The organism is Caballeronia hypogeia, assembly GCF_001544875.2.
In the GTDB taxonomy this organism is placed as follows: domain Bacteria; phylum Pseudomonadota; class Gammaproteobacteria; order Burkholderiales; family Burkholderiaceae; genus Caballeronia; species Caballeronia hypogeia.
Genome location: NZ_FCOA02000038.1, coordinates 40060 through 64602, shown reverse-complemented (window position 1 = coordinate 64602; position 24543 = coordinate 40060). Strand labels below are relative to the sequence as shown.

The following is a 24543-nucleotide window of genomic DNA, read 5'->3' as shown; positions in this document are numbered from 1 at the left end:
GCTATTGCTGATCCCGAAGAACCAGCCGCACTTGCATCAAGCGCCCACACTTATCGGCTGTTAGTTTTTAAAGAGCATTGCGCAGTTATTTGCTTCGCGAGTAATTCGTTTCGCTTGCTTTCTTGCGCGCCGTCATTCAACGGGAGGCGAATTATGCGGGGCTAATTCGATGGCGTCAAGCGTCTTTTTTAAACGATTTGAGGGACGGATGCGACGGGTTGAAGGGACAGACGAAACCAGCAGCCGGAAGCTCCGCTGCCTCAGTCAGTCCGACCGAGGCCCGGCGGCCGAGGCGGAAAAGTGCTGCCGAATCACGCCGAGGTTCGGCTGCAATACCAGACCCGGCGGGGCGGAGACACTTCAGGCCCAGGCACAATCTTGGCCAGTTACGCGATGCGTCCTTCCCCGCATCTCCTCGAGAGGCACCATATGTCGGATCCATCTCGGGTCCGTATCACCGAACCGCTCGTCACATTCAGCGACGGCCTCGCTACCAGGCTAAGCAAAAAAGGGGACCAGCGCGACGCCGAAGTGAGTCAGTTGCTGTTCCTGCAGCAACTGTGTGCTATCCGAGACAAGCCGACCCACCCTCAGCGATCGAGATATCCTCTTAGCTTGTCGGAACGGCTCGGATGCGTGTAGTCGGATCGAGCATCGATTCCGAAGCGCATACGCAAAGACCTTCGCTTCTCGCGGCGGCAACCCGTCGAAGGCTTCATTCACCGCGGTTTGCATGATCGCGTGAACAGCGGCGTCCGAGGGAGAGGTTGTGCTTGAATCCTCGACCATGTCGCCAAGCGTGGCATCAGCGTCCTCGCCTACTCGCGTTTCCAGCGAGATCGGGTACTTGGCAACTTTACGCATGTCGCGGGTCCTTTGTTCCGACATCTCCGTGCGCTCGGCGAGCGCCGCGGGCTGAGCTTCCCGTCCGGTCTGCTGCAGAATCTCGCGAGAAACCCCAGTTAAGCTTGTTGATCGACTCGATCAGATGTACCGGCACGCGAATTGTGCGGCCTTAATCGGCGAGCGAGCGCGTCACCGCCGCCTTCATCAAGCCGATATTTGCCTTGCTGAATCAGTTCCAGAAAGTTCAAGCCGCGGTCCAGGTACCTTTCCATATCGAGATCACAAGGCGCACCGCAGCCCCGCGCCTCAGATCCGATGCTTGCGGGTCACTCAACGATCTCGAACAAATTTTGAAGGCTCACCGGTCGCGTACGGGACGGGAAAGTCGCTCCATGTACGGGAGCGTCTCCGATCTGTCGATGCCGAGCGCCTCGAGCTCACGTCGGAGCGCTTCAATCTCCAAATAGCAAGACAGGATGCCTTCATCGCTTTTCGCACCCGCTTGGGAGCGATAGCGTTGCAACCAATGCATCTATGGCGTTGTCGATGGCTCGTGCCCATCTGCCAACTGGCCCGGCGTCATCAAAGACAGAATTTTTCTCGTTCGAGCAGCGATCGCTCGACCTTTCAAAGTCGATGACTGCGTCGACTTTGAGGGCACGGTAGGCGCGTAATCGAGTCACGGATTCCGTGACCGCTTCTATAAGCCTCGCGTTCGATTCCGGAGCGTCATTTCCGCGCGGGGAGGTGGCCCACGTTTTTAAATTGGCAATGCGTTCGTTGCCGGCGGCTATGTGCAGGTCGGTCCGAACAAGCCCAGTTATCTCCGCTTCCAACGTTCGTTTGTGCCCTGAGTAGAGCCCGCGCATGACTAATCCTGATCGACTGCGTTCATTGACGCTCGCAATGGGAGCTGCATCGCGCGTTCCATGCAGATAGTCGCACAAGGACGGTTGTGCACAAAGGACTACCCGGCGCGGGGGTCCGCTCCAGGCTGCCTGAGGCGTGAGATCGCGCCGGTTCGCGACCGATGGGTCGCGCGGGGCAGGAGCTGGCCCGACACCGGTTTGCCTATTCGTCGTCCCAATCGGCTCGATTCCTACGATAACCGACATAACCGCGGCGCTTCCCGCCCTAACTCGGTCGGATCAAATTGTTATTGATCCAGGCTTGAAATCCGTCTACAACCATCCATATGGATGGTAACAGGATGTTTGGAGAAGGACATGGCGAGAGAGCCGGCGGAACGCTCGCGAGGCAGCGAGACCGAAAAAATAACGATCAACCTTGGCCCGGTGGACTTGGGCCAGATCGATCTTCTTGTGGAATAAGGCTTTTACTCGAACCGCACGGACCTCATCCGGACGGCAATCCGCAATCAGCTGTCGGTTCATGCGCCAGTGGTCAAGGACACCGTGACTCGGCGTGAACTCGTTCTGGGTCTCCAGTACTTTTCAAAGCAAGACCTCGAAGCGACGCGCGCGGCCAATCAGCGGCTCAAGATCCAGGTGCTGGGCTTAGCCAGCATCGCCGCTGACGTATCGCCCGAGCTCGCGCTGGCAACAATCGACTCAATCCTGGTTCGCGGTGCCCTCCACGCATCACCGGCAGTCAAGGCTGCGCTAGCGGATCGGATCCGATAGGGCCAACGATGCTTTGCTCGATAACGGAAAAAACATGAAACTCAACGAAGGCTTTTTAGACTCGATGAAAGAGGCGTTCGCACGCTTTCGCAACAGCGATCCCGCCGCGGCGGCGGAGATCGTGAAGCGCGCCATGCGCGGCGAGCAGACCAGCGCGCCACCCGCCCGTCCCCACGTGGACCCCGACAAGATGCAACCGCACTTTGCCGACGTCTTGCAGCCTCGGCGTCAGTCACAGCCCAGGCAAACGAACGCCGAAGTGCTGGACTGCGGACACTTCAGCGCCCGACGCTATACGAGCGCCGCGGGCCAGCGCAACTACAAACTCTACGTGCCGAGCTGCTATCGCGATGAGCCTTTGCCGCTCCTTGTGATGCTGCACGGCTGTACGCAGGACGCTGACGATTTCGCAGCGGGCACGCGGATGAACATCCTCGCGGAAACCCACGGCTTCATGGTCGTTTATCCGATTCAACCGCAGGGCGCGAATACGTCCAAGTGCTGGAACTGGTTCAGGCCGATGGATCAGCAACGTGATCAGGGCGAGCCGTCGCTGATCGCGGGGATGACTCGCGAGGTCATGGCGCAACACAACGTGGACTCGAAGCGTGTCTATGTAGCCGGCCTGTCGGCCGGAGGTGCGATGGCGGCAATCATGGCGCAGCGTTACCCCGATCTTTATGCGGCGGCGGGCGTCCATTCCGGGCTTCCCGTGGGATGTGCACATGATCTACCGTCCGCCCTCGCGGCAATGCGCGGGGGAAAGTCCAAGGCGAAAGCCGGAAAAGTCGGCCGTACCAACGTGGCAGACACAGCGCCGCCTCAACGCCCGATGATTGTCTTTCACGGCGACGCCGACGCGACAGTACATCCCGTCAACGCCACGGAACTGGTACGCGGATTCACGGTGGATAGTGCCACGCCTGAACGCCGATCGTCTGTCGATACCGGCGCGCGTAAGCATACGGTCCGTCAAATGACGTCTGCCAAAGGCATAGCCGCGGAATTGTGGACCATTCACGGCGCGCCTCATGCCTGGTCAGGCGGCTCTTCAAACGGCAGTTATACGGACCCCGCCGGACCGGATGCGAGCGCGGAGATGGTGCGCTTTTTTCTTGAGCATCCTCGCGATTACTAAGTTGTGCTGTGCCGTCGACTGAACTCATGCGGCCCGACGACTCGCATCGCCTCCCAACTATCAAGGACCGACCGCATGGCCATCGGCTCGTGATGCGAACTCCAGCGCGCCGCGCGGGCCTATTGCCGGAGCGGTCTGATAACGGAGATGGTGTGTATCGATTCGATCTTCTGTGGCAGAGAGGGTATTCTGCGACGACGCATCGGGGAAATTCGCGCGGACTCATGCATACTGCGGCTTACCGCAAACGCTCGAAGAGATGTCCTTCAGTTGAGGGATTCGCCATGAATCAATCATATGCAGATATCCAGTCTGAGTTCCTGCGTACACTTGTCGAGAAGCAAACGCCAATATGGGTGTTTCTTGTCAACGGCATTAAGCTGACAGGCGTCGTCGCGTCCTTCGACCAATACGTCCTTTCAATCCATTCGCCGTCGGGCACCCAGATTGTCTATAAAAACGCAGTTTCCACGGTCATTGAACAGCATATCCGCCCAGGGCGGAACACGCCTCGGTAGAGCCCCGCGAACCAAGTCCGTCGCGACATGGCCATTTTCCCCTCACTGCGCTGCTTCGCGAAGACTCGATATCCGCCTGACAGCGCGAGTCCGTTCTTTTTGCTCTTGGACGAACCGTCCCGCCACGCCAACTCAGTCCGATCCGTTCCCGGGCGCGCAATGCGCGCCTGCCGGTCGGCTTGGCAGACGCTAACACCGCTCGATAGGTCAACTCTATCTCAGCGACTTCATTGCGTGAATCGCTTATCTCCGAGGTGGTGTTCGCTCGAACTCCACGAGATCGGACACGCCGAGTATCTCAGCAGCATTCGCATGACGCTGCGCAAGACCGGGGTCCGATTCAAGTCCGGACGAGTTGCACAATTGTCGGCCACATCGCGGGAAATGTTGATCGCCAAACGATGGGCGGCAGCGAGACTGATAGCGTCCGTGTGCAGCGTCGAATGCTAGGTCGATGTCGAAAATAGATGAGTCGATGTCGGAAGCATCCTAGCCTCAGTAGCGCTATTGAACTAAGGTGGTGAACCTCTTATCCGATCGCTTGGAGCTGACATGTCCGATTTCATCACCGTTTTGCGCGAAACCTGCCCGACTCCAGTCGTTGACGCCACCAAATGGAAGCGCATCGGCGGCGACCCGCACACCGTGAACCTCAACGCTTACCTCTCCAAGGATGGCAGCAAGATCATGGGTACGTGGATCTGCACGCCGGGCAAATTCGAGGTGAACTACGAGAAATGGGAGTTCTGCCACTTCCTCGACGGCTACTGCATTATCACGCCGGAAGGGGAGGAGTCGGTGCACCTGAAGGCCGGTGACGTATTCGTGATTGAACCCGGCATGAAAGGCACCTGGGAGGTGGTGGAGACGGTGCGCAAGTACTTCGTCTTTGCCTGAGCAGGCCGATAGATTCTACTCACGCATATCGTTGCTTCATGTTACGCAAGCTGGCTCAGCGGTCACAGTCTCAATTCACCGATCGCTCGATGCCGCGCTTCGGACGGCGCGACCGGATGAATAGCGGCGTCAGTTGGTTTGGTCGATGTGCCATGGCGCAATTTCGAAAAAAGACAACCAGAAAGCTTTAGCCGAGCATCCAGCGGGCTTAGAAAATATCCATCGTGAAGCAAAGCGTCCAAGCGGGAATGAAACGCTCATTCCGCTCGTCGAATTGGAGCACTGACCTTGACCCGAATCCATTCATCCCACCGTCCTCTCGTGGTCGGAATTGGCGGCGCGACGCGGCCAGGATCGTCGACGGAACGCGCGCTTGCGTTGTCGTTGAAGAGCGCCCAGGACGCCGGTGCGCGCGTGCAGCTTTTCGGCGGCGCGTTCCTGCACAGTCTTCCACATTACGCGCCCGAGACCCGGCAACTGACCGACGAACAGCATGAACTCATCGAAATGGTACGGGCCGCCGATGCGCTCATCGTCGCTACGCCTGCTTATCACGGCGGCATTTCTGGTCTCGTGAAGAACGCCCTCGATACGCTAGACGAACTCCGAAACGACGATCGTCCCTATCTGGACGGACGGGCGGTCGGCAGCATTGTCACCGTATATGGATGGCAGGCTGCTGGCACTGTGCTGACATCGCTACGCTCGGTCATTCATGCATTGCGCGGCTGGCCGACGCCGCTCGGTGCGACGGTCAACACGCTGGAAACACGCTTCGAGTCGGCCGATTCGTGCTCGGACCCCAAGGTCGTCGAGCAGCTTAGGACGGTTGGACATCAAGTGACGAGCTTTGCACTCGCGTTCGGCGCGCGAGATACCGTTGATTGTCCTGCGACAAAGCGGTCCGAATCTGTTGCATAGATCTGGATGATCGGCTGGTCGAGGCTTTTCGTCTCGGCCCGCTTCGCGCGCTTCCTTCCGCAAGACATGCGCGGAAACGCCTGCCCTTCCAGTCCTCAAGAACGCACGGCGGTGCGGGCGAGCAGTCGCGGGGACGTCCACGTCCGTGTCGGGCGGGACGTGCTCTCTCGATGAGCACGATTCGATATTCGAGCGTCCGCATGCTCTCGCCACAGCCTGTCTTGTGCTATTCAATACTCCGCGTGTTCATGCGTTTTAATTCCATCCGAATGCAAAGCTTGAACGGGAGAGATCTGACCCGCACAGCAGCGACACATACTGCTTTGACCGCCCGACAACGCGACTGCAAGTTGCGGATCGCTTACTCGGGCTCTCCGCCAAGTCTCGACAGCCTCGGTTAAGGGTGCAGCGCCGAAAGCCGGGCATCAGGTTGTCGAGCGCCGTAGTCGGTAATCAGAAGATCGACCTTATCGCCTTCCCTGAGAATCTCGAGAGCTTTTTCGCCCGAGTTGGCTTCAATGTAAGCACGTGCCGTTCTGCGGCTCGGACATCCCGAGTGACCAACCCGGGGGCAGGAAATTTGAAAGTCCTGGAATGGGGAAATGCGACTCGACGCGACTCCGCAAATACTGGATTCAACCGCACCGCCGGTCCCCTCCCGCCGTTACACCCGATGCCACCGCGTAGCGTCCTTCTAAGTGGCAATCTGAGTCGTGCCGGCTTTATGTTCGACCACCTTGTTATGAGCATGGATCTACCTGGCGCTGGATCCTACTCAAGAGCAACGTCTCTAGGTAATTTATTACGCCCTTAAACTAGCGCTCAAAGCGTGCGAGTCTGCGAATTGACGATTTTATTTCATTCGCATTGCGAATAACGATGTCAACTCGGCGATCACATCTGGAATGATTGCCGCGTAGAGCACCGCCCATCGACGTCGAGTCAAGCTGTCTGGTGGTTGATGCGCGACTCGATGGCGTATACCCGCGACTCCTTGTGGGCTCTCGCACCCGTGGCATAATCCGACGCATTCGCCTCATACGACAGACCGATGAGAAGCCGCCTTCTTCGGATGTTTGGCAGCTTTCTCGGATTGCTTGCAATCCTGATGGTCACGCTCGCGCCTGTCGTCTCGCGTTCACTCGACGCAACGCGCAACAATGCCGGCGATAGTGGCATGCATTGCTCAATGCCGTCGATGCAGCACGATCATGCTCAGACGTCGAAGTTGCATGCGTCGATGCACGATGCGGGTGACGCATGCGGCTATTGCAGCCTGTTCGCCCACATGCCGGCGGTGATCACGCCGCCCAGGCTTTTCGCGCAAATCGTCGAGGCCGTGCAGCAACGACGGGCGACACGGTTCGAGAGCGTACGCCTCGTCAAACCGCTCAATCCGGGACAGCCGCGCGCCCCACCCCTCCTGCGTTCCTAATTTGCGTTTGCTCGATTGCGATGCGCCACGCGCATCGCACGTCCTCGTGCACACCCACGTAGGGCAACGACAACAATTCAGAAAACAGGATGGGTCATGAACACTCTCTCCACGCGCCGCGCTTCCTCACGCGTCGCGCTATCCGTCATGGCGACTGCGCTTGCGGCCGTCACAATGCTGCCGCAACACGCCCATGCTCACGCGATTGCTGGCGACCGCGTCTTTCCCGCGACGATGGCCGTCGACGATCCCGGCGTTGGCGACGAGGCGAATCTGCAGTTCGGGCACATCCGCGTTCCTGGAGACGACGGCGATCAGAGTATCAACACGTTCCAGTTTGAGTACGACAAGCTCATCACCTCACGGCTGGCGCTTTCGGTCGGCGGCACTTACGCAATGCAGAACAATCCGACCGCGCACGGCTTCGATAACTTCGAGGTGGGCCTAAAGTATCTGTTGTACGTCAACGAAGCCCATGAGTTCATGACTTCGGTCGGTGTCAACGCGGAGCTCGGTGGAACGGGTAGCCGCGCAATTGCGGACAATTTCTCGACGATCTCGCCGACTGTCTTCGTCGGCAAGGGCATGGGCGATCTGCCCGATTCGCTTTCGTGGCTGCGCCCGGTCGCGATCACTGGCGAGGCCGGCCCGGCGCTCACCACGGGCGCAGGCCAGCCGAACGCATTCAATTACGGCTTCACGGTGCAGTACAGCCTGCCTTATCTGGAACAGCACGTGCACTCGCTCGGCTTACCGCAGCCGCTCGCCAGCATCATTCCCCTGATCGAGATTCCGATTTCGCGCGCCCAGGGGCAGACGACCGGCACAGTCAATCCCGGCTTCATCTGGATCAACCGCTACGGACAGTTCGGCATCGAGGCACAGATCCCGATCAACCGGGCGAGCGGCTCGCACGTCGGAGTGCTGGTGCAGGCGCATATATTCTTCGACGACGTCGCGCCAACGACCATTGGCAAGCCGCTGTTCAACTGGTGATGGGAGCATGAGATGAACTTTCGACACATTCTGCGCAAGGTCGACGCCGGGGGCGCATGCGCGCTCGGGCTCATGTGGGCCGTGGCGGCTTCGGCGCACGTTTTTCCACGCACCCAGGTTCCCGCGGCCGGCGCCAGCGTCTCTCCGCCCAGCGAGGTACGCATTAACTTCGATGGTCCGCTCGAGCCCGCTTTTTCCTCCCTCACTGTCACCGATGCGAGCGGCAAGCAGGTCAATGTCGCCAAGGCCGCGGTCGATGCGCAACATCAGGAAACAATGGCGGTCGCGTTACCGCCCTTGCAGTCGGGGCACTACACGGTGCACTGGGTTGCCGTCGCATCCGATGGACACAGGACGCACGGCGACTATGGCTTCGATATAAAGTGAATCGGCCGCTTGACATTGCCGGGGGCCGACGTTGCATGCACGGGCACCTCACTTCCGAGGTGAGTTACCCGTGATGCCACTCGTCGCTGCTCAGATCGCCCTCGCCGCAGTACAGGACGTGCTATTCGCAACGGCGGCTGGCTCGCTCGCGTGCGCCGTGATGCGGAGAGGAAGCGACAAGGGTACGCCAGCTTCGCTACCCCGTTGGCAGACGGGTAATCGACCGCACTGATGCTTACCGCCGTCGCGTACCCCTGGCTGCAAGCTGCCGTGATGAGCGGCGCACCGCTTGGCGACGCGGCCCCGCAATCGCCACGGTGCTTACACAGTCGCATTACGGAATCGCATGGTCAGTCGGCTTCAGCGGTGCCCTGTTGGCGACCTTTCGGCGCGAGAAGCCATGCGCAGCCGCCCGATACCGACGTCATCGTCGCGCACGGCGAGCATCGAACCCTCCGGGCGCGGCGACGAACCCCAGGTCTTCACGACGGTCACGAGCAGCACGCGATGTCCCGCATCGATCCAGCTTTCGCTGGCCTTGAGCACTTCGAGATTCACGCTATCCATGATCGCCTTCTCGCTATCGCCTGCGCCGCATCACGCGATGCGTGGGCGCTGCCGGACGCCGCGTCCGGCTTGAGCGAGAAGTGTAATCAGGCGCGCCTGCGGCGTGAATCAGCGATTTTTTATCGGTTGATTGGCGATAGCGATCAATTCGCGCCAGCCCTAAATCCGCTTCGCGTCCCGAATACTTCTAAGAAACGCGCGCGTCCTGTCGCGCGTCGGGTCGCCGAAAATCTGCTCGGGCGGGCCTTCCTCATACACCGCGCCATCGCACAGAAAACACACCTTCGACGAAACCTCGCGCGCGAAGCCCATTTCATGCGTGGCGAGCAGCATCGTCATGCCTTCGCTCGCGAGATCGCGCACGATATTCAACACCTCCGACACCAGTTCGGGGTCCAGCGCCGATGTGATTTCATCGAGCAGCAGCACCATCGGGTCCATCGCCAATGCGCGCACGATCGCCACGCGCTGCTGCTGTCCGCCCGACAATCGATCCGGATATTCCTTCGCCTTGTGCGCGAGCCCGACGCGCTCGAGCAGCGTCATGGCGCGCGCTTCGGCCTCGTCCTTCGGCTGCTTCAGCACGCGGATCGGCGCAAGCGTCACGTTCTCCAGAACGCTCATGTGCGGAAACAGGTTATAGCCCTGAAACACGATGCCGATGTCGCGGCGCAACGCGTCCACATCGACGCCCGGTCCGGTGATCGGGTCGCCGTGAACGAGAATCTCGCCGTCGTCGATCACCTCCAGCCCGTTGATACAGCGCAGCAGCGTCGATTTTCCCGAGCCCGACGGCCCGATCAGGCACACGACATCGTGCTCGTCGACGGTCATCGCCAGTTGCTTGATGACCGACACCTGACCGTACGACTTCGAGATATTGCGAATGTCGATGAAAGACATAAGCTCGCTCCCTCAGGCTTCGCCGGCACGCATGCGCGCCCGGTCGCGCCGCATCATCCGTTCAACGAAGCGCGTCTGCGGAATCGATATGACGATGAAAAGCAGCGCCACCGTGCTCACCGCCGACAGGTTGTAGTAGTTCGACGCGATCAGCATGGACTGGTTGAACGAATCGATCACGCCGACGACGGAAACCAGCGCGGTATCTTTCTGCAGCGAGATGAACGAGTTGAGCATCGGCGGAATGATCTGCCGGACGCCCTGCGGAATGATCACGAAGCGCAGCGTCTGAAAGTGCGACAAGCCGAGCGAGCGCGCCGCGGCGGTCTGGCTCCAGTGGATGCTCAGAATGCCGGCGCGGTAAATCTCCGCGACGTATGCGCCGACCGTCAACGTCAGCGCGACGATGACGAAGATGGTCAGCGAAAGATCCTTGAGCACCGGTATGCCGGTCAACGGAATGCCGAAGCCGACGAGATAAATCACGAGCACGGCGGGCACCGCGCGAAAGATATCGACATAAGCCGTCGCGATGAGACGCACCGGCTTGCCCGCCGCGCCCGGCGCGAACATCGCGATGGCCACGATCAATCCCCAGACGAGGACCAGAATCTCCGTGATGACGGCGATCTTGACGTTCATCCAGAAGGCGGCGAGCACCAGCGGAAACGTCTTGATCATCAGCGGCAGGGCGAAAAACGTCTTCGCCACCGCCTGATGGTTGACGAGAAAGAACTGGAGCACGAGCACCAGAACGAGCTGCGCGAGCGCGTATCCCAACGCGATGAAGCACTGATCTCTCGCCGATGTGCGCGCGCCGCGCGCCTTCGCCAGATCGCGGCGCGCGGCGGCGTCGCGGATGGCGTTGCACGCGCGAAGTCCCCGCACGAGCGGCAACACGATCAACACGGAGAGCAAGGCCAGAAACACCGCGAAAGCATTGACGGCCGCGTGATCAATCTGCGCGGCCAGAAGCGACGCGCGCATCACTGCGATCGTGTACCCGCTTCCAGCAACGACGACAGCCACCGCAACGGCCGACGCCAGCATCAGAGACGTGGGCACGCCCGGCATGCCACCTGTTTTGAGGCGTCGTCCGTTACTTACGGGACCGGGCATGACGTCGCTCGTCTGTCGCGTTGCGTTGCGCATGTTTTCCGCTCGTTCAGGGATTCAGCACCGGCACTTTGGAAGGATCGACACCGAGTTCCGGCGTCAGATACTTGGCGCTCAGCCGATCGAGCGTGCCGTCCTTCTTGAGACCCTCGATCAACTGATTGAACGCCGCCAGATTCGGGGAATCCTTGTTGACCAGTCCGCCCCATTTCTCGCCCGTGTCGAAACGGCCGACCACTTCGAGCGCGCCGTTCGAATTCTTCGCGCGCAGGAGCACGTTCGGCGTGTCGTAGATCACGGCGTCCACTTGTCCGGCCGCGAGCGCGGTGTACATGGAAGGCGGATCGTTGAATACCTTGGGCTGCTCCGTCGGCTTGATCTTGTCGTTGATGTAATCGTAGGCCGTCGTTCCGCGCTCGACCGCATAGCGCAGGCTGCTCAGGTTCTTCTTGTCGACCTTGGTGCCCGCCTTCACGAGCACGCCCTGATCGGAATCGAAATACGGCTCGGTGAAGTTCACCACTTTCTTGCGCGCGTCGGTGATCGTGATCTCGCTCAATGCGATATCGAAACCTTGCGATTGTCCCGTCAGGATTTGCTGGAAGGATCGGCTCACGAGAATCACGCGGTCGAGCCCGGCGCGATAAGCCATGTTCGCGGCCATGCAGTACTCGAAGCCATCCTTGATGGTGTCGAGCGAATCGCCGTTCCACCAGCCCGGCACGCCGAGCACTGGCCGCACCGAAAGCGCGCCCGGCACGACGGTCGTCAGCTTGACCGAGCCTTTCTGTCCCGTGACTTCGCATTTTCCATAGTCCGCCGCAGCGGATGCCGTGACCGCGAAGGCACTCAACGCGATGGAAACGATTACCCGATGAAGCCGATTTGCATGCTTTGCCGGAGGCACACTGCTTTGCGTCACGTTAGTCTCCCCTTTTGTGGAATGAAGCGAGCGTTCGACGACCGACTACTGATTCCTGCGGACTACACCATGCCACAGCCGCGCTATAAAACAAAAAGTCTCGCGCTCAGACCGTGCACGGCGTGGCCGGTTGCGCGATGCCGCCGTGCGGCATGCCGCTCGCGACGTCGCCCCAGAGAATCGCGTGATCTTCGGGCAGCGCGCGCGAATTGGGCACCGACAGCCACAGTCTCATCAGCATGCGATCCTGGCCCGTGCTTGCGTCGTCCTTGAAGGCCGTGCGCCCGTGATAGACGATGTGATTGTTGAGCAACTGGATATCGCCGGGCGCGAAGCGCATCTCGAAGCAATGTTCCTGTGCGAGTTGCAGCAGCAGGCGCAGCGCTTCGTGTTCGGCATCGCTCAGTCTGCGCACACCGGGAAGCAGTTGCGCGTTCTCGATGTAGGTCAGCGAGAAGTGACTCGTGAGCTTGCCCTCGCGCACGCCGAAGACCGGCAGATCGTAGCTCACGTATTGGCCGCCGGCTTCCTCGCCGAAGCGGCTGCGCGGAATCGGCCTGCACAGCAGCGAGTGCAGGTCCGGGCGGCGCTTGAGCATTTCGTTGTACACGGTCGCGCTGCTGGCGAGCTTGCTGACGCCGCCTTCCGACGCCTGACGCACGCACAGCAGGCCCACGACGTCGCAGCGGTCCGTATGAAAGCGCAGTTCTCCGGGCGACAACGTACGCGCGCCCGACGAAAGAAACTCCTTGCCCGATGCATCCACCGTCGCGCCGTAAAGTTTCGCGCCCACGCCCGCGCCTTCGTCCTTGATTTCGCGCATCAATTCGCCGCGACGGTTCTGGAACATCGGCGTGCCGAGATGCCGACCCAATGCGTACCAGATGCGGCGCAACTGTTCCGCGTCGTAACGACCGACATCGAGCCCGACGATCTTCACCATCCCAGAGCCGTTCTCCAGTTCGGCGCGCACGTCATCGAAAAACGGCGCGGCGCTCGGCAGCGGAAAGTTATCGCGATTGACGTCCTGCCAATCGATATCGCTCGCCTTGTGGACTGCGGTATCGATCTCGTCCAGCACGGCGGCGGGAAAGTGCTTGACCCATCGGGGACTCGTCTGCATGTCGGCGCCGTGCCATACACACGCGCCCTGCAGATATTCGGCGGAAGACATTTGCGCTCCAGAGTGATTGAGACGGTGGCCGTACTGCAATTTCGACAGAACATATCCGCAATCACGCTCGATTCGGACCGTTGATGGACGTGTGCATCCGCCGCATTGCGTGCTTGTATATACAAGAGACATAAAATAAACCTGCGAAGACTGTTGCATCAAGAAGATGTCGCAGCCATGCGGGCAAACACCTAGCTCGTCATTCGGGACAAGGCGCGGGTGATGTCGATGATGTGACGCGTCACGCTTAAAAGACGCTCCGGCCTCGCTTGCACCGTATTGCAGCGCTGTTGTCTAGACAGATTCAAGCGCCCACGAATCGCGGACGTTTATCGCGCAGGGACGAGCGTCCAGTGCGCCGGATGGTCGATATGGCACAAGAACGCGTGTCGAGGCCCCTTCTGGAAAGCGAAACGCTCGCATCGTTTTCAAGCGGATGAAACAGAAAGTTATCTTCGCCGCTCAGTTCGGTATCGATGACGAGGCGCACGCGTTCTGCATCGTCATTGATTGGCGCGAGCGGGCTCAACGAACCCGTGCGGTCGAAAAGCGTATCCGCCGATGCGAACGACAGACGCTTGCTTCCTAACGCCGCAGCGAGCGCTGCAAGGTCGAGCGACTTCGTGGCCGTCGTCACGACGAGAAAGTAGTGTCCATTCTTGTCCTGCAACAGCAGTTTCTTGCAGCGCGCGCCCGTCAACGACAGCGTCAACATGTCGGACGCGGACATGTTGAGCACCGACTCGTGTTCCTCGCATGAGAACGGAACATCGATTTCTTCGAGAAGGCTCAGAACTTCGTCTTTTCCCAGCATGCTGTCGTTCGCGTTCGTCATTCAAAAGTTCAGGCGTCGAATACCGGACACGACGCCTGGCGAATCGCCGCGATGGTGTCGTCGCGCGAAAGCAAGCCGGACTCATCGAGAATCGTCACCAGCGAACGGCCGTCGGCCACCGATTGCCGCGCGAGCATAGCCAGTCTTCGGCACGAGCGCTGTGGCGACGGCCATCGATTCCAGCAGATGCCGTTCGATGCGCCATGTTCTGCATCGCGTCGAACGGATACGCCAGCGCCTGATAATCGACGCCCGTCACACCGCGCAGATGCGCGTACCCCGCCGCGCACCGGCGACAAACATTGAGTCCGAAACCATGGCTGCCGCCGTGGAAGACAGATCCACGTTGTCCCGGGCGAATCTGTCGGCCTCTGCTCGTCTTGTTCGGTCAGCCGCCCGAGATCGCCGCCACGCGACTGAATGCGTCGCAAGTGCTCCGCGCGAAGTCGTTCGTATCGATTGAACTGCTTGATGGCTTCTTCGACATCGCAGCGGGTCTGGAGATGATCCAATCAGGCGCGCCTGGCGTCTGCCACCGCCCGCCCGCTCTTGATGGAATGAATCCACTTCAACGCGCGGCCCAATGCGCGCATCACCACCCCGAATCCGACGATATAAGGCCACGAGGACGCTGCCTGATCGATCATCTCGTGCGGCCTCGAAAGGAGTGGTATGCCTGCCAGCGCGAAATTATGAAATTAAATAAATAATTTCGCGCATTTGGAACTCGATTGCTCAGCGAGCAGTATAGAAACAGGAAAAGGCCACGCGCCACGCAACCGCAATCCGCCGGGCAGTGCCTTTTCCGCCGAGCGAATCGATTTAATCTAATGTATGCGTCGACATGGTTTTCATGCCTATAATCCAGCGCAAAAGGTTCGAGCCGCACAGAGTACGCCCCGCGAAAAACAATAAGGAGAGACGTCGTGCCCCAATCCGACCGTGCCAGCGAGGTATTGCCCTTCAATCCGGACCTGGCCAGCGCAGGCCGCCGACATTTTCTCGGTCTTACCGGCGCCGGAATGCTTGCGACACTGTTGCCGGGATGCGGCAGCGACGACTCCGGTTCGCAGTCGTATCCGCAAACCGTCGCGATGGGGCAGCAGGCCATCCAGCAAGCGATAAACGATCCGACTGAGCCCGTCGCGGCGATATCCATCGCCATGCTCAAGGGCAATAACGTCTTCTGGCAGCAGGCGTTCGGCGTATCGTCGGTGCCGAACCAGACGCAGGCGACCACCCAGACGCGTTTCAATATCGGCTCGGTCAGCAAGCTGTTTCCGGCGCTCGCCGCGGCGATTCTGCAGGACCGCGGACTCATCACGCTCGATACGCCAATCGTCAAATATCTGCCGACGTTCACGATGCTTTCGCCCGAGTTCGCGAAGATCACGACGCGTCATCTGCTGTCGCATTCGTCGGGATTGCCCGGCACCAATTCGCGCAATCTCTTCACGTTCGCGCCGGTTCCCGGCTATGCCGCCGACACGCAAGCCGAACTCGCGAACACGCATCTGAAGCATTATCCCGGCGAGCTCGCCGTGTATTGCAACGACGGCTTCACGATGGTCGAGCAGCTCGTTTTCGCGGTGACGGGGCAGAGCTTTGCGAACTTCGTTCAGGCGAACATCCTCGCGCCGCTCAAGATGACGAATTCGAGTTATCTGACGGCCGTGCCCACCGGCGGTTCCTTCTCGTATCCCTTTGCGAAAGGCACGCAGTATCAGGAATTCGTGAATGCCTACGCGACCGGCGGCCTGAGCTCGACACCCGCCGACATGATGAATCTCGCGCAAATGTTTCTGGGCGGCGGCGTGTTTCAGGGGCAGCGTGTGGTGTCGGCGGAAGGCATCGCGCAGATGGGCACGGATCAGTCGACGGGCCTTCTGATCAACCCGTCGCCCGAATGGCGCTGGGGTCTCGGATGGGATTCGGTCCAGCAGCCCGCGCTCGCGGCGGCGGGCGTCCTCGGATGGGAAAAGGATGGCGGCACCGCGTTCTACACGAGCGAATTCTTCGTCGTGCCGCAAGCGCAACTCGCGTTGATGGTGACCGGCAATTCAGGCTACGACGCGCGCGAGATCGCGGAAAGTCTCGTGCTGTCCGCGTTGAAGGAGGACGGCACCATCGCGTCGCTGCCCGCCAAGGTCAGCGTGAGCGCGCCGCCCGCCGCGTCCGGTCCGGGCATTGCCACTGCGGCCGGCATCTATGGGAGTTCGGAGACGCCGTACCAGACGATCGCCAATCCGGACGGCAGTCTGCAAATAAACAAATGGGACGGCAAAGCGCGGGCGTGGAAGCAGGTAGGGGCTTACCAATATCGCAGCGACGGCTGGTATTGGAACAGCACGGACGCCGCGTCGTATCGTTTCGCGGTCGCAACGGGAACGGATGAAAGCGGACAGGCGTATAGCTATCGCTATCTGATGAAGCGCGTCGTGCCGGGCGCGGGTTATGCGTATCTGACGCTGCCGATCGGTCAGCAACTGGCTCCGCTCGCGCCGCTCGACAATGCGTGGCAGCAACGTCTGGGCACGCAGTGGACCCTGACGAACGATTCGCCCACGGCCGTGCCTATCGTCATCCTCGGCAATGAACCGGCTTATCTCACGACGTTGTCCGAGTTGCCGGGTTATGTCCTGTACGGCAACACCGATCTCAACTATCAGCTCTTCGTGCCGCTGGCGGACGACCGTGGCGGAATGTCGGTGAAGATACCCGGCAACTTCGGCCGCGATCTCTATGAGATTCGTTTTGCATCGGCGGGGAGCGGAACGACGTTGACGCTGGGGAGTTCGATATACGCGAAGCTTTGAAGGTGGCGTGAGTCGGGTGTGCGGCGCTTTATGTCGCGCCGCTCGCGCGACCATGCTCTCGAACGGCGCCGAGGCCCGGCGCCCAGCCGAACGTACTCGACGATTCGCGTGGCGATGGCGCGGCCGCGTTGAGCGACACGACTCGCGCCGCGGCAACGACTGAATCCGCTCACACACTCAAACAGCCCTACACAAATACTCGACGACCAGATAATCGTCGATGCCTTAGCGCGAACCTTCGCGCCCCAGCCCCGGCTGCTTGACGCCGCCGAACGGCGCGACCTCGTTCGAGATGGCCCCGGTGTTGATGCCGACCATGCCGTACTCCAGTTGCCCGGCCACGCGCCAGATGCGTCCGATGTCGCGGCTGTAGAAATACGCGGCGAGGCCGAACTCGGTGTCGTTGGCGAGGCGCACGACTTCCTCGTCGCTCGAAAAGCGGAACAGCGGCGCAAGCGGCCCGAAGGTCTCTTCCTTCGCGACGCACATGTCGACGGTCGGGTTCGTGAGCTCGGTCGGCTCGAAAAGGCCGTGACCCACCGCATGACGCTTGCCGCCCGCGACGACCGACGCGCCCTTGCCCAGCGCATCGGCGATATGCGCTTCGACTTTCTTGACCTCCGCGTCATCGATGCGCGGCCTGAGCGCCACAGCCGCCTCGACGCCATGACCGACCTTCAGCTTGCCGACGGCCTCGGCGAGTTTCAGCGCGAAGGCGTCGTACACGCGTTCGTGCACATAGAAGCGATTCGTGCACACGCAAGTCTGCCCGTTGTTCCGATACTTCGATGCCATCGAGCCTTCGACGGCGGCGAATAGATTTACCCGGTGCCTCTCGCGCAACCTGACACGGATCACGTCGAGCCAGCGAGTCGCGGTCCGTCGCGCATCGGACGCCTCTTACGTGCAAACCCTTGGTTGACGAATCGGCTTGATAAAACGCAAAATTGAAGCGCTTCAATTTTGCGTTTTTGACGGAACATGTTGTTGTCGATCGGTCCGATACTGCGCCGCTCCATTTGGCACAGACCGCCAAGAGGTGACAACCGCAGCCATGTCGCTCGCCACACGCCATATTTCTGAAGCGCTTCAAATTTGGAAGACTGCAGCAGGCCCGAACAACACAAGGAGACAACGCATGTCCTCGACTTTCCCCCGCACCGCCTTGCGCGCGCTCGTCGCCGCATGCCTCGTCACATCGACCTTCACCGCCGCGCATGCCGCCGGCATTAAGATTGGCGCGCTGTTCCCGTTCAGCGGCGGACTCGCGCTGCTCGGCGACGAAAGCTATCGCGGCGTGCAGCTCGCGGTCGACGAGCGCAACGCCGCGGGCGGCATCAACGGCGAGAAGGTGGTGCTCGTGAAAGCCGATGCCGTCGACGCCAACCAGGCCGTCGGCGAAGCGCGTCGCCTGACGTCGGTGGAAAACGTGTCGGCCGTGTTCGGCAGTTACTCGTCGGCGGTGTCGTCGGCGGCGACGCAGGTAACCGAACTCGCCGGCGTGCCCTACTTCGAACTCGGCGCGACCGCCGACACCATCACCGGACGCGGCTTCAAGTATCTGTATCGCAGCAACGCGACGGGCAAGAACTTCGCGGACAGCACGCTCGAAGCGCTCACCAAGGTCGTCGCGCCGCAACTGAAAGTGGACCCGAAGGCGCTGAAGATCGCGATCATCGCGGAAGACGGGCCGTACGGCACCCTCGTTTCCGGCTTCCAGAAGGAAGGCGCGAAGAAGCTCGGGCTGAACGTCGTGCAGGTGCTGCCGTATTCGGCGAAGAGCGTCGACCTTTCGTCGCTGATTCTTCGTCTGAAGGGCGCGGATGTCGACGTCGTGCTGCAGACCTCGTATCAGAACGACTCGATCCTGTTCTTCCGCCAGGCCGCGCAGGCAGGCTTCAGGCCGAAGGCGGTGATCGGCGCGGGCGGCGGCTACTCGCTTGCGGATACGGCGAAGGCCGTCGGCGCGCAGATGAACGGCGTGTACGACATCGACTTCCCGCAGGTCGCGATGAACGAGAAAGGCGCGCCCGGCCTGGACCAATTCAATGCCGAGTATCAAAAGCGCTTCGGCATGGCACCTCGCTCGGGTCACAGCCTCGTGAACTACGTCGGCGCCAAGGCCTTCCTCGACGCGCTCGCCAGCGCGAAATCCACCGACAAGGACAAGATCCGCGCCGCCGTGCTCGGCTACAAGAAGGCGACCGGTACGACTGCGGCCGGCTGGGGCTTCCAGTTCGGAGAAAACGGCCAGAACCAGCTCGCGACCACCAACGTCATGCAGTGGCAAGGCGGCAAGCTCGTGACCGTGTATCCGGAGGCGGTCGCGATCGCCAAGCCGGTCACGGCGCAATGACGGCGTAACCAACCCGGTAATCAAGCTCCCGCAAGTCCGCCTTCCTCTTTCACTCGAACCGCGCGGCGCGCACGCGCTGCGCGGTCTCCAGGAAACGAGCATGTCCATTTTCTTGCAACTTCTCGTCAACGGCCTGTTGCTCGGCGGCGCGTACGCGATCATCAGCATCGGCCTGACGCTCATCTTCGGCGTCGTGCGCGTGGTCAACTTCGCGCACGGCGAGCTGCTGATGGTCGGCATGTATGCCGTCTGGCTGCTGGCCGCCAAGCTCGGCTGGCATCCGTACTTGTCGGCGGTTCCGGTCGCGCTGCTGCTGTTCGCGCTCGGCGTGCTGATCCAGCGCTTCATCATCCAGCCGCTGCTTTCCGCCGATGCCCACATTCAGATCTTCGCGACCGTCGGCGTGTCGACCGCGCTCGTCAATCTCGCGCTGATGATCTTCGGCGCGGACGTTCATCCCGTCGACGTGAGCTTCGGCACGGAGCCGCTGCAGTTCGGCGGCATCAACGTCGTGAGCGGGCAACTGATCACCTTCGTCGCGGCGCTGGCGGTCGCGGGCGGTCTGCATCTGTTTCTTCAGCGCACGTACACCGGGCGCGCGTTTCGCGCGGTGGCCCAGCATCGTTACGCGGCGTCGCTCATGGGCGTCAACGTAAAGACGACGTATGTGCTCGCGTTCGGCCTCGGCGCGGCGCTGGTCGGACTCGCGTCGGGCCTCCTGGTCGCGCAGTATCCGGTGTTCCCGACCGTCGGCCAGTACTTCGTGCTGACCGCGTTCGTGATCGTCGTGCTGGGCGGTCTCGGCAGCTTGCCAGGCGCGCTCGTCGGGTCGATCGTGATCGGGCTCATCGACAGTCTCGCGGGCTACTACATCTCGCCCGACATGAAGGAAGTCGTCTATTTCGCCATCTTCCTCGTCATTCTCGTGGTGCGCCCGACCGGCCTCTTCGGTCTCGGACGCGGCTCCGAATAACGTTCAGCGAGGCATCCGATGTTTCCCAATCTCCTGCATCCGCGCGGCTACACAGGCGCGCTGGCGCTCTTCGCGCTGCTCGCCGTGCCGTTCGCGCTGCAATCGCCGTTCGCATTCCACCTGGCCGTGCTCGTGTGCATCTTCGGCGCGCTCGCCACCGCGTGGAACATCGTCGGCGGATTCGCCGGGCAGCTCTCGCTCGGGCACGCCGTGTTCTACGGAATCGGCTCGTACGCGGCGACGCTGCTCGTCGTCCACTTCGGCATCACGCCGTGGCTCGGCATGTTCGCGGGCGCGGCGATCTCGGCGGCGGCGGCGGTCGTCATCGCGTATCCGACGCTGCGGCTGCGCGGGCCGTTCTTCGCGCTCGCCACCATCGCGTTTCTGGAAGTGTGCCGCCTGCTCACGGTGCACGAGGAAAGCTGGACGGGCGGCTCGGCGGGCCTGAACGTGCCGCTCAATATCGGCCTGCAATGGATGGTGCTGCGCGAAAAGTGGGCGTATCTGCTGATCGCGTTCGGCTTTCTGCTGGTGACGCTGTGGGCCGCGTGGCTCATCCGCCGTTCGCGCTTCGGCTTCTATCTGATCGCCGTGCGCGAGCGCGAGGATGCGGCGCGCGCCGTCGGCGTGAACGCGGTGAAGGTGAAGATCGGCGCGGCGGTGATCTCGGCCATGCTGACGAGCCTGATCGGCTCGTTTCACGCGATGTATCTCACCTTCATCGATCCGTCCGCCGCGTTCTCGCTCGAACTGTCGATCCAGATTGCGATGTTCGCGCTCATCGGCGGACTCGGCAGCGTGGCCGGGCCGCTCGCGGGCACCGTGCTCGTGCTGCCGATCGCCGAGCTCGCGCGCGGCTGGCTCAGTTCGTTCGGCAGCGGCACGCATGGTTTCGTGTATGGCGTGGTGCTGGTGCTCGTCGTGCTGTTCATTCCGCGCGGGCTCGTCGGGCATCTCGGCGCCTATGTGCTGCGCTTTATCGACCGCCTGCCCGGCGCGCGCGCGCCCGCTCCCAAACCGGCGAAGTCGATCGCGCCCGCCGATGCCTTGCCGCTCGGCACGCCCTTGCTGGTCGCGGAGCATCTGAAGAAGCGCTTCGGCGGACTGGTCGCCACCGACGACGTGTCCCTCACGCTGCACGCCGGCGAGATTCTCGGCGTGATCGGCCCGAACGGCGCGGGCAAGACCACGGTCTTCAATCAGCTCTCGGGCTTCATCCGGCCGAACGAAGGCACCGTCAAAATCCGGCTCGCCGATGGCGGCTGGGCCGAACCGCGCACGCCCGATGCCTTCGCCAAGGACGGCATCGGCCGAACGTTCCAGATCGCGCAGCCGTTCGCGGGTCTTTCGGTGCTGGAGAACATCATGCTCGGCGCGTTCATGCATACACGGGTGCGCGCGGAAGCGGAATCGATCGCGCGCGAAGTCGCGGAGATCACCGACCTCACTTCCTTGCTCGACGCCGAAGCCCGCAGCCTGACCGTGGGCGGCATGAAGCGCCTCGAAGTGGCGCGCGCGCTCGCCACGCGCCCGCGCGCGCTGCTGCTCGACGAAGTGATGGCCGGGCTCAATCCCGCCGATATTTCGCGCGCCATCAACATGGTGCGGCGCATCCGCGATTCGGGCGTCGCGGTGCTGATGATCGAGCACATGATGCAGGCGACCATGGCGCTGTCGGACCGCATCATCGTCATCAATGCCGGGCGCATGCTGAAGGAAGGCAAGCCGTCCGATGTCGTCAACGATCCGCAGGTGATCCAGGCCTATCTCGGCAAGGGGTATCTCGATGCTCAAGCTGCATAACGTCTCGGCCGGCTACGGCAAGAGCGAAGTTCTGCGCGGCGTCTCGCTCGATGTGCAGGAAGGCGAGATCGTCACGCTCGTCGGCGCGAACGGCGCGGGCAAGACCACGACGCTGAAGACGCTGTGCGGCATCGTCGCGGCGCGCGGCGGCAGCATCACGTTTCAGGGACAGGAACTGGTTGGACGAACGTCGCACGACATCGTCGCGATGGGCGTCACGATGATTCCGGAAGGCCGGCAGCTCTTTCCGTTCCTGAGCGTCGAGGAGAACCTGCTGATGGGCGCCTTCCGTCATGCGGCGCGCGGCGCGCGGCGCGAACGCATGGAAGAGGTGCTCGAACTCTTTCCGCGGGTGCGCGAGCGTCTCACGCAGCTGGCCGGCTCGCTGTCGGGCGGCGAGCAGCAGATGGTCGCCATTGCGCGCGGCATGATGTCCGCGCCCAGGCTCCTGATCTTCGACGAGCCGTCGCTCGGCCTTTCGCCGCTGCTCGTCGAACAGATGTTCGAGGTGGTCGGCACGGTCGCGGCGCGCGGCGTGACGGTGCTGCTCGTCGAACAGAACGTGTTCCATACGCTCAAGCTCGCGGATCGCGGATATGTGCTGGAAAACGGCGCCATCGCGCTTTCCGGAACGGGCGCAGAATTGCTCGACAGTCCCCACGTGCGGCGCGCCTATCTCGGTCATTGACCGGATCGACCGGCGCTGCGCCAGAAACCACGGAGAAAAACTCATGCAGACCGAAGTGAAGTCGCAAGTGAAGCCCGATGAACAAGTCGTCGCGTATCAATTGCCGCAAGCGCCTTACATGTCAAAGGATCTCGTGCACGGCGGCGTGATGACCGACTGGCTCGAAGACGACAAGCTGTGGGTGCCCGCGACCGACACCGTGTCGTTCAAGCCGCTCATTCTTAACGCGAGCCAGGGCTATTACGTGAATCTGCTGCGCGTGCGCCGCAGCGGCGTGATCTCGCGCCATCGCCATAGCGGTGCCGTTCACGCGATGGTGCTCAAAGGCCGCTGGTACTACCTCGAACACGACTGGGTCGCCGAGCAAGGCGGCTATGCGTTCGAGCCGGCAGGCGAAACGCACACGCTCTTCGTGCCCGAGGACGTGCCCGAGATGATCACCTGGTTCCACGTGACGGGCGGCTACACGTATGTCGATCCGCAAGGCGTCGCGCAAGGTTACGAGGACGTCTTCACGAAGATCGAGACGGCGCGCAGACACTATGCGTCGATCGGTCTGCCGGCCGATTACATCGAATCGATCATCCGTTGAACGCCATGACACCCATTCTTCCTGCATCGATGGATTACGTCGATCACGGCGCGGGCGGCGCGCCCGGCTGCATGCGGCTCGCCCAGGGACCGCTGCCCTCGCCCGGCCCGAACGACGTGCTGATCGAAGTCGCTTACGCGGGCGTGAACCGGCCGGACGTCTTGCAGCGCTCGGGCTCCTATCCGCCGCCGCCGGGCGCGTCGCCGCATCTGGGGCTGGAGGTGTCGGGGCGCATCGTCGCAACGGGCCCGAACGTCACCCGATGGCGCGGGGGCGATGAAGTCTGCGCGCTCGTGCCCGGCGGCGGTTACGCGCAATACTGCGTCACGGATGCGTCGCATTGCCTGCCGGTGCCGAAGGGCCTCACGCTGTTGCAGGCCGCGGCCTTGCCCGAAACCTACTTCACCGTGTGGACCAACGTGTTCGAGCGCGGCCGCCTGCAGGCGGGCGAAACGTTCCTCGTGCACGGCGGATCGAGCGGCATCGGACTCACGGCGATCCAGCTCGCGCACGCGTTCGGCGCACGCGTCATCACCACGGTCGGCAATGCCGAGAAAGCGCGGGCATGTCGTGACGCGGGCGCGGATCACGCGATCAACTATCGCGACGAGGATTTTGTCGACGCCGTCGCGAAGCTCACCGATGGCAAAGGCGTCGACATCATCCTCGACATGGTCGGCGGCGACTACATTCCGCGCAACATCCGCGCGCTCGCGCTGGAAGGCCGGCTCGTGCAGATCGCCTTTCTCGAAGGCAGCCGCATCGAACTGGACGCCATGCCGATCATGCTGCGCCGCCTCACTTTCACGGGCTCGACCTTGCGCGCGCGCAGCGTCGAACAGAAGGCGGAGATCGCCCACGCGCTGCACGCGCACGTGTGGCCGCTGCTCGAAGCGGGCCGCGCGCTGCCGGTGATTCATCGCGTGCTGCCCTTCGCGGACGTGAAGGATGCGCATGAACTGATGGAATCGAGCAGACATATCGGCAAGATCATGCTGAAGGTGGGAGGCCAATAAC

At 61.7% G+C, this 24543-nt stretch carries 21 protein-coding genes and 4 pseudogenes; 16 read left to right on the top strand and 9 right to left on the bottom strand.

Annotated features, from left to right (window positions below):
- Positions 1–590 precede the first annotated feature (590 nt).
- Positions 591–1144, bottom strand: a pseudogene (locus AWB79_RS38980) (sigma-70 domain-containing protein); the annotation flags it as partial.
- A gap of 928 nt (positions 1145–2072) precedes the next feature.
- Here AWB79_RS38980 and AWB79_RS33545 point away from each other — a divergent pair.
- From AWB79_RS33545 to AWB79_RS33510, 8 genes and pseudogenes are all read left to right on the top strand, one after another.
- A pseudogene (locus tag AWB79_RS33545) lies at positions 2073–2489 on the top strand (ribbon-helix-helix domain-containing protein).
- Positions 2490–2523: 34 nt separating this feature from the next.
- On the top strand, positions 2524–3627 hold the full coding sequence (locus AWB79_RS33540) for an extracellular catalytic domain type 1 short-chain-length polyhydroxyalkanoate depolymerase (RefSeq protein ID WP_061171753.1): 1104 nt from the start codon (positions 2524–2526) through the stop codon (positions 3625–3627).
- Positions 3628–3653: 26 nt separating this feature from the next.
- A complete protein-coding gene (hfq, locus tag AWB79_RS41110) occupies positions 3654–4145 on the top strand; it encodes an RNA chaperone Hfq (RefSeq protein WP_082862547.1) in 492 nt (163 codons plus the stop codon).
- Between the two features lie 552 nt (positions 4146–4697).
- The gene (locus AWB79_RS33530; protein WP_061171751.1) at positions 4698–5042 is read left to right on the top strand and encodes a cupin domain-containing protein; all 345 of its coding nucleotides are present in this window, start codon (positions 4698–4700) and stop codon (positions 5040–5042) included.
- Between the two features lie 288 nt (positions 5043–5330).
- Complete coding sequence (locus tag AWB79_RS33525) at positions 5331–5963, top strand: NADPH-dependent FMN reductase (RefSeq protein WP_061171750.1); 633 nt, start codon at positions 5331–5333, stop codon at positions 5961–5963.
- A 1051-nt stretch (positions 5964–7014) separates the two neighbouring features.
- The gene (locus AWB79_RS33520; RefSeq protein ID WP_063963604.1) at positions 7015–7398 is read left to right on the top strand and encodes a DUF2946 domain-containing protein; all 384 of its coding nucleotides are present in this window, start codon (positions 7015–7017) and stop codon (positions 7396–7398) included.
- 96 nt (positions 7399–7494) lie between these two features.
- Positions 7495–8394 carry a hypothetical protein gene (locus AWB79_RS33515; RefSeq protein WP_061171748.1) on the top strand — a complete coding sequence of 300 codons (900 nt, stop codon included), beginning with the start codon at positions 7495–7497 and terminating at the stop codon, positions 8392–8394.
- Positions 8395–8406: 12 nt separating this feature from the next.
- Entirely contained in the window at positions 8407–8781 is a 375-nt protein-coding gene (locus AWB79_RS33510; protein WP_061171747.1) for a copper resistance CopC family protein, read from the top strand.
- A 411-nt stretch (positions 8782–9192) separates the two neighbouring features.
- Here AWB79_RS33510 and AWB79_RS33505 read toward each other — a convergent pair.
- From AWB79_RS33505 to AWB79_RS40865, 7 genes and pseudogenes are all read right to left on the bottom strand, one after another.
- Positions 9193–9348, bottom strand: a pseudogene (locus AWB79_RS33505) (XdhC family protein); the annotation flags it as partial.
- Positions 9349–9507: 159 nt separating this feature from the next.
- On the bottom strand, positions 9508–10251 hold the full coding sequence (locus AWB79_RS33500; protein WP_061171745.1) for an amino acid ABC transporter ATP-binding protein: 744 nt from the start codon (positions 10249–10251) through the stop codon (positions 9508–9510).
- 12 nt (positions 10252–10263) lie between these two features.
- Positions 10264–11370 (bottom strand): amino acid ABC transporter permease, encoded by a 1107-nt coding sequence (locus AWB79_RS33495; protein ID WP_063963607.1) that lies wholly within the window; start codon positions 11368–11370, stop codon positions 10264–10266.
- A 46-nt stretch (positions 11371–11416) separates the two neighbouring features.
- Entirely contained in the window at positions 11417–12289 is an 873-nt protein-coding gene (locus AWB79_RS33490; protein WP_061171743.1) for an ABC transporter substrate-binding protein, read from the bottom strand.
- Positions 12290–12395: 106 nt separating this feature from the next.
- Entirely contained in the window at positions 12396–13463 is a 1068-nt protein-coding gene (locus AWB79_RS33485) for a TauD/TfdA family dioxygenase (RefSeq protein WP_061171742.1), read from the bottom strand.
- Positions 13464–13767: 304 nt separating this feature from the next.
- A complete protein-coding gene (locus AWB79_RS33480; protein WP_061171741.1) occupies positions 13768–14298 on the bottom strand; it encodes a YbaK/EbsC family protein in 531 nt (176 codons plus the stop codon).
- Between the two features lie 8 nt (positions 14299–14306).
- Positions 14307–14435, bottom strand: coding sequence for a hypothetical protein (locus AWB79_RS40865; RefSeq protein ID WP_269768029.1), 129 nt, complete (start codon positions 14433–14435; stop codon positions 14307–14309).
- 243 nt (positions 14436–14678) lie between these two features.
- Between AWB79_RS40865 and AWB79_RS39840 the strand changes: the two genes are divergently transcribed.
- Positions 14679–15008 carry a hypothetical protein gene (locus tag AWB79_RS39840; RefSeq protein ID WP_157695903.1) on the top strand — a complete coding sequence of 110 codons (330 nt, stop codon included), beginning with the start codon at positions 14679–14681 and terminating at the stop codon, positions 15006–15008.
- 216 nt (positions 15009–15224) lie between these two features.
- Positions 15225–17114 (top strand): serine hydrolase domain-containing protein, encoded by a 1890-nt coding sequence (locus AWB79_RS33475; RefSeq protein ID WP_061171740.1) that lies wholly within the window; start codon positions 15225–15227, stop codon positions 17112–17114.
- Positions 17115–17339: 225 nt separating this feature from the next.
- On the opposite strand, the pseudogene AWB79_RS33470 reads toward AWB79_RS33475, so the two are convergent.
- Positions 17340–17936: pseudogene (locus AWB79_RS33470) on the bottom strand (aldehyde dehydrogenase family protein); the annotation flags it as partial.
- 316 nt (positions 17937–18252) lie between these two features.
- Here AWB79_RS33470 and AWB79_RS33465 point away from each other — a divergent pair.
- The 6 genes from AWB79_RS33465 to AWB79_RS33440 all read left to right on the top strand — a co-directional run bounded on the left by AWB79_RS33465 (position 18253) and on the right by AWB79_RS33440 (position 24542).
- Entirely contained in the window at positions 18253–19470 is a 1218-nt protein-coding gene (locus AWB79_RS33465; protein ID WP_061171739.1) for an ABC transporter substrate-binding protein, read from the top strand.
- 100 nt (positions 19471–19570) lie between these two features.
- Positions 19571–20443, top strand: coding sequence for a branched-chain amino acid ABC transporter permease (locus AWB79_RS33460; RefSeq protein WP_061171738.1), 873 nt, complete (start codon positions 19571–19573; stop codon positions 20441–20443).
- Between the two features lie 18 nt (positions 20444–20461).
- Positions 20462–22246, top strand: a complete 1785-nt coding sequence (locus AWB79_RS33455) for a branched-chain amino acid ABC transporter ATP-binding protein/permease (RefSeq protein ID WP_061171737.1) — start codon at positions 20462–20464, stop codon at positions 22244–22246.
- Positions 22230–22934, top strand: coding sequence for an ABC transporter ATP-binding protein (locus AWB79_RS33450; protein WP_061171736.1), 705 nt, complete (start codon positions 22230–22232; stop codon positions 22932–22934). Before AWB79_RS33455 ends, AWB79_RS33450 begins: the two co-directional genes overlap by 17 nt.
- A gap of 43 nt (positions 22935–22977) precedes the next feature.
- A complete protein-coding gene (locus AWB79_RS33445; RefSeq protein WP_198399151.1) occupies positions 22978–23526 on the top strand; it encodes a 2,4'-dihydroxyacetophenone dioxygenase family protein in 549 nt (182 codons plus the stop codon).
- A gap of 5 nt (positions 23527–23531) precedes the next feature.
- Entirely contained in the window at positions 23532–24542 is a 1011-nt protein-coding gene (locus AWB79_RS33440; protein WP_269768028.1) for an NAD(P)H-quinone oxidoreductase, read from the top strand.
- The last annotated feature ends 1 nt before the right edge of the window (position 24543 follow it).

What these genes read in the sequence shown, in the direction of transcription:
- AWB79_RS33455 (WP_061171737.1), top strand. Translation starts at nt 20,462, where the DNA reads ATGTTTCCCAATCTCCTGCATCCGCGCGGCTACACAGGCGCGCTGGCG.
- AWB79_RS33450 (WP_061171736.1), top strand. Translation starts at nt 22,230, where the DNA reads ATGCTCAAGCTGCATAACGTCTCGGCCGGCTACGGCAAGAGCGAAGTT.
- AWB79_RS33495 (WP_063963607.1), bottom strand. Translation starts at nt 11,370, where the DNA reads ATGCCCGGTCCCGTAAGTAACGGACGACGCCTCAAAACAGGTGGCATG.
- AWB79_RS33480 (WP_061171741.1), bottom strand. Translation starts at nt 14,298, where the DNA reads ATGACGAACGCGAACGACAGCATGCTGGGAAAAGACGAAGTTCTGAGC.
- AWB79_RS40865 (WP_269768029.1), bottom strand. Translation starts at nt 14,435, where the DNA reads ATGCTCGCGCGGCAATCGGTGGCCGACGGCCGTTCGCTGGTGACGATT.
- AWB79_RS33465 (WP_061171739.1), top strand. Translation starts at nt 18,253, where the DNA reads ATGTCCTCGACTTTCCCCCGCACCGCCTTGCGCGCGCTCGTCGCCGCA.
- AWB79_RS33445 (WP_198399151.1), top strand. Translation starts at nt 22,978, where the DNA reads ATGCAGACCGAAGTGAAGTCGCAAGTGAAGCCCGATGAACAAGTCGTC.
- AWB79_RS33440 (WP_269768028.1), top strand. Translation starts at nt 23,532, where the DNA reads ATGACACCCATTCTTCCTGCATCGATGGATTACGTCGATCACGGCGCG.
- AWB79_RS33460 (WP_061171738.1), top strand. Translation starts at nt 19,571, where the DNA reads ATGTCCATTTTCTTGCAACTTCTCGTCAACGGCCTGTTGCTCGGCGGC.
- AWB79_RS33520 (WP_063963604.1), top strand. Translation starts at nt 7,015, where the DNA reads ATGAGAAGCCGCCTTCTTCGGATGTTTGGCAGCTTTCTCGGATTGCTT.
- hfq (WP_082862547.1), top strand. Translation starts at nt 3,654, where the DNA reads ATGCGGCCCGACGACTCGCATCGCCTCCCAACTATCAAGGACCGACCG.
- AWB79_RS33485 (WP_061171742.1), bottom strand. Translation starts at nt 13,463, where the DNA reads ATGTCTTCCGCCGAATATCTGCAGGGCGCGTGTGTATGGCACGGCGCC.
- AWB79_RS33530 (WP_061171751.1), top strand. Translation starts at nt 4,698, where the DNA reads ATGTCCGATTTCATCACCGTTTTGCGCGAAACCTGCCCGACTCCAGTC.
- AWB79_RS33510 (WP_061171747.1), top strand. Translation starts at nt 8,407, where the DNA reads ATGAACTTTCGACACATTCTGCGCAAGGTCGACGCCGGGGGCGCATGC.
- AWB79_RS33540 (WP_061171753.1), top strand. Translation starts at nt 2,524, where the DNA reads ATGAAACTCAACGAAGGCTTTTTAGACTCGATGAAAGAGGCGTTCGCA.
- AWB79_RS33500 (WP_061171745.1), bottom strand. Translation starts at nt 10,251, where the DNA reads ATGTCTTTCATCGACATTCGCAATATCTCGAAGTCGTACGGTCAGGTG.
- AWB79_RS33515 (WP_061171748.1), top strand. Translation starts at nt 7,495, where the DNA reads ATGAACACTCTCTCCACGCGCCGCGCTTCCTCACGCGTCGCGCTATCC.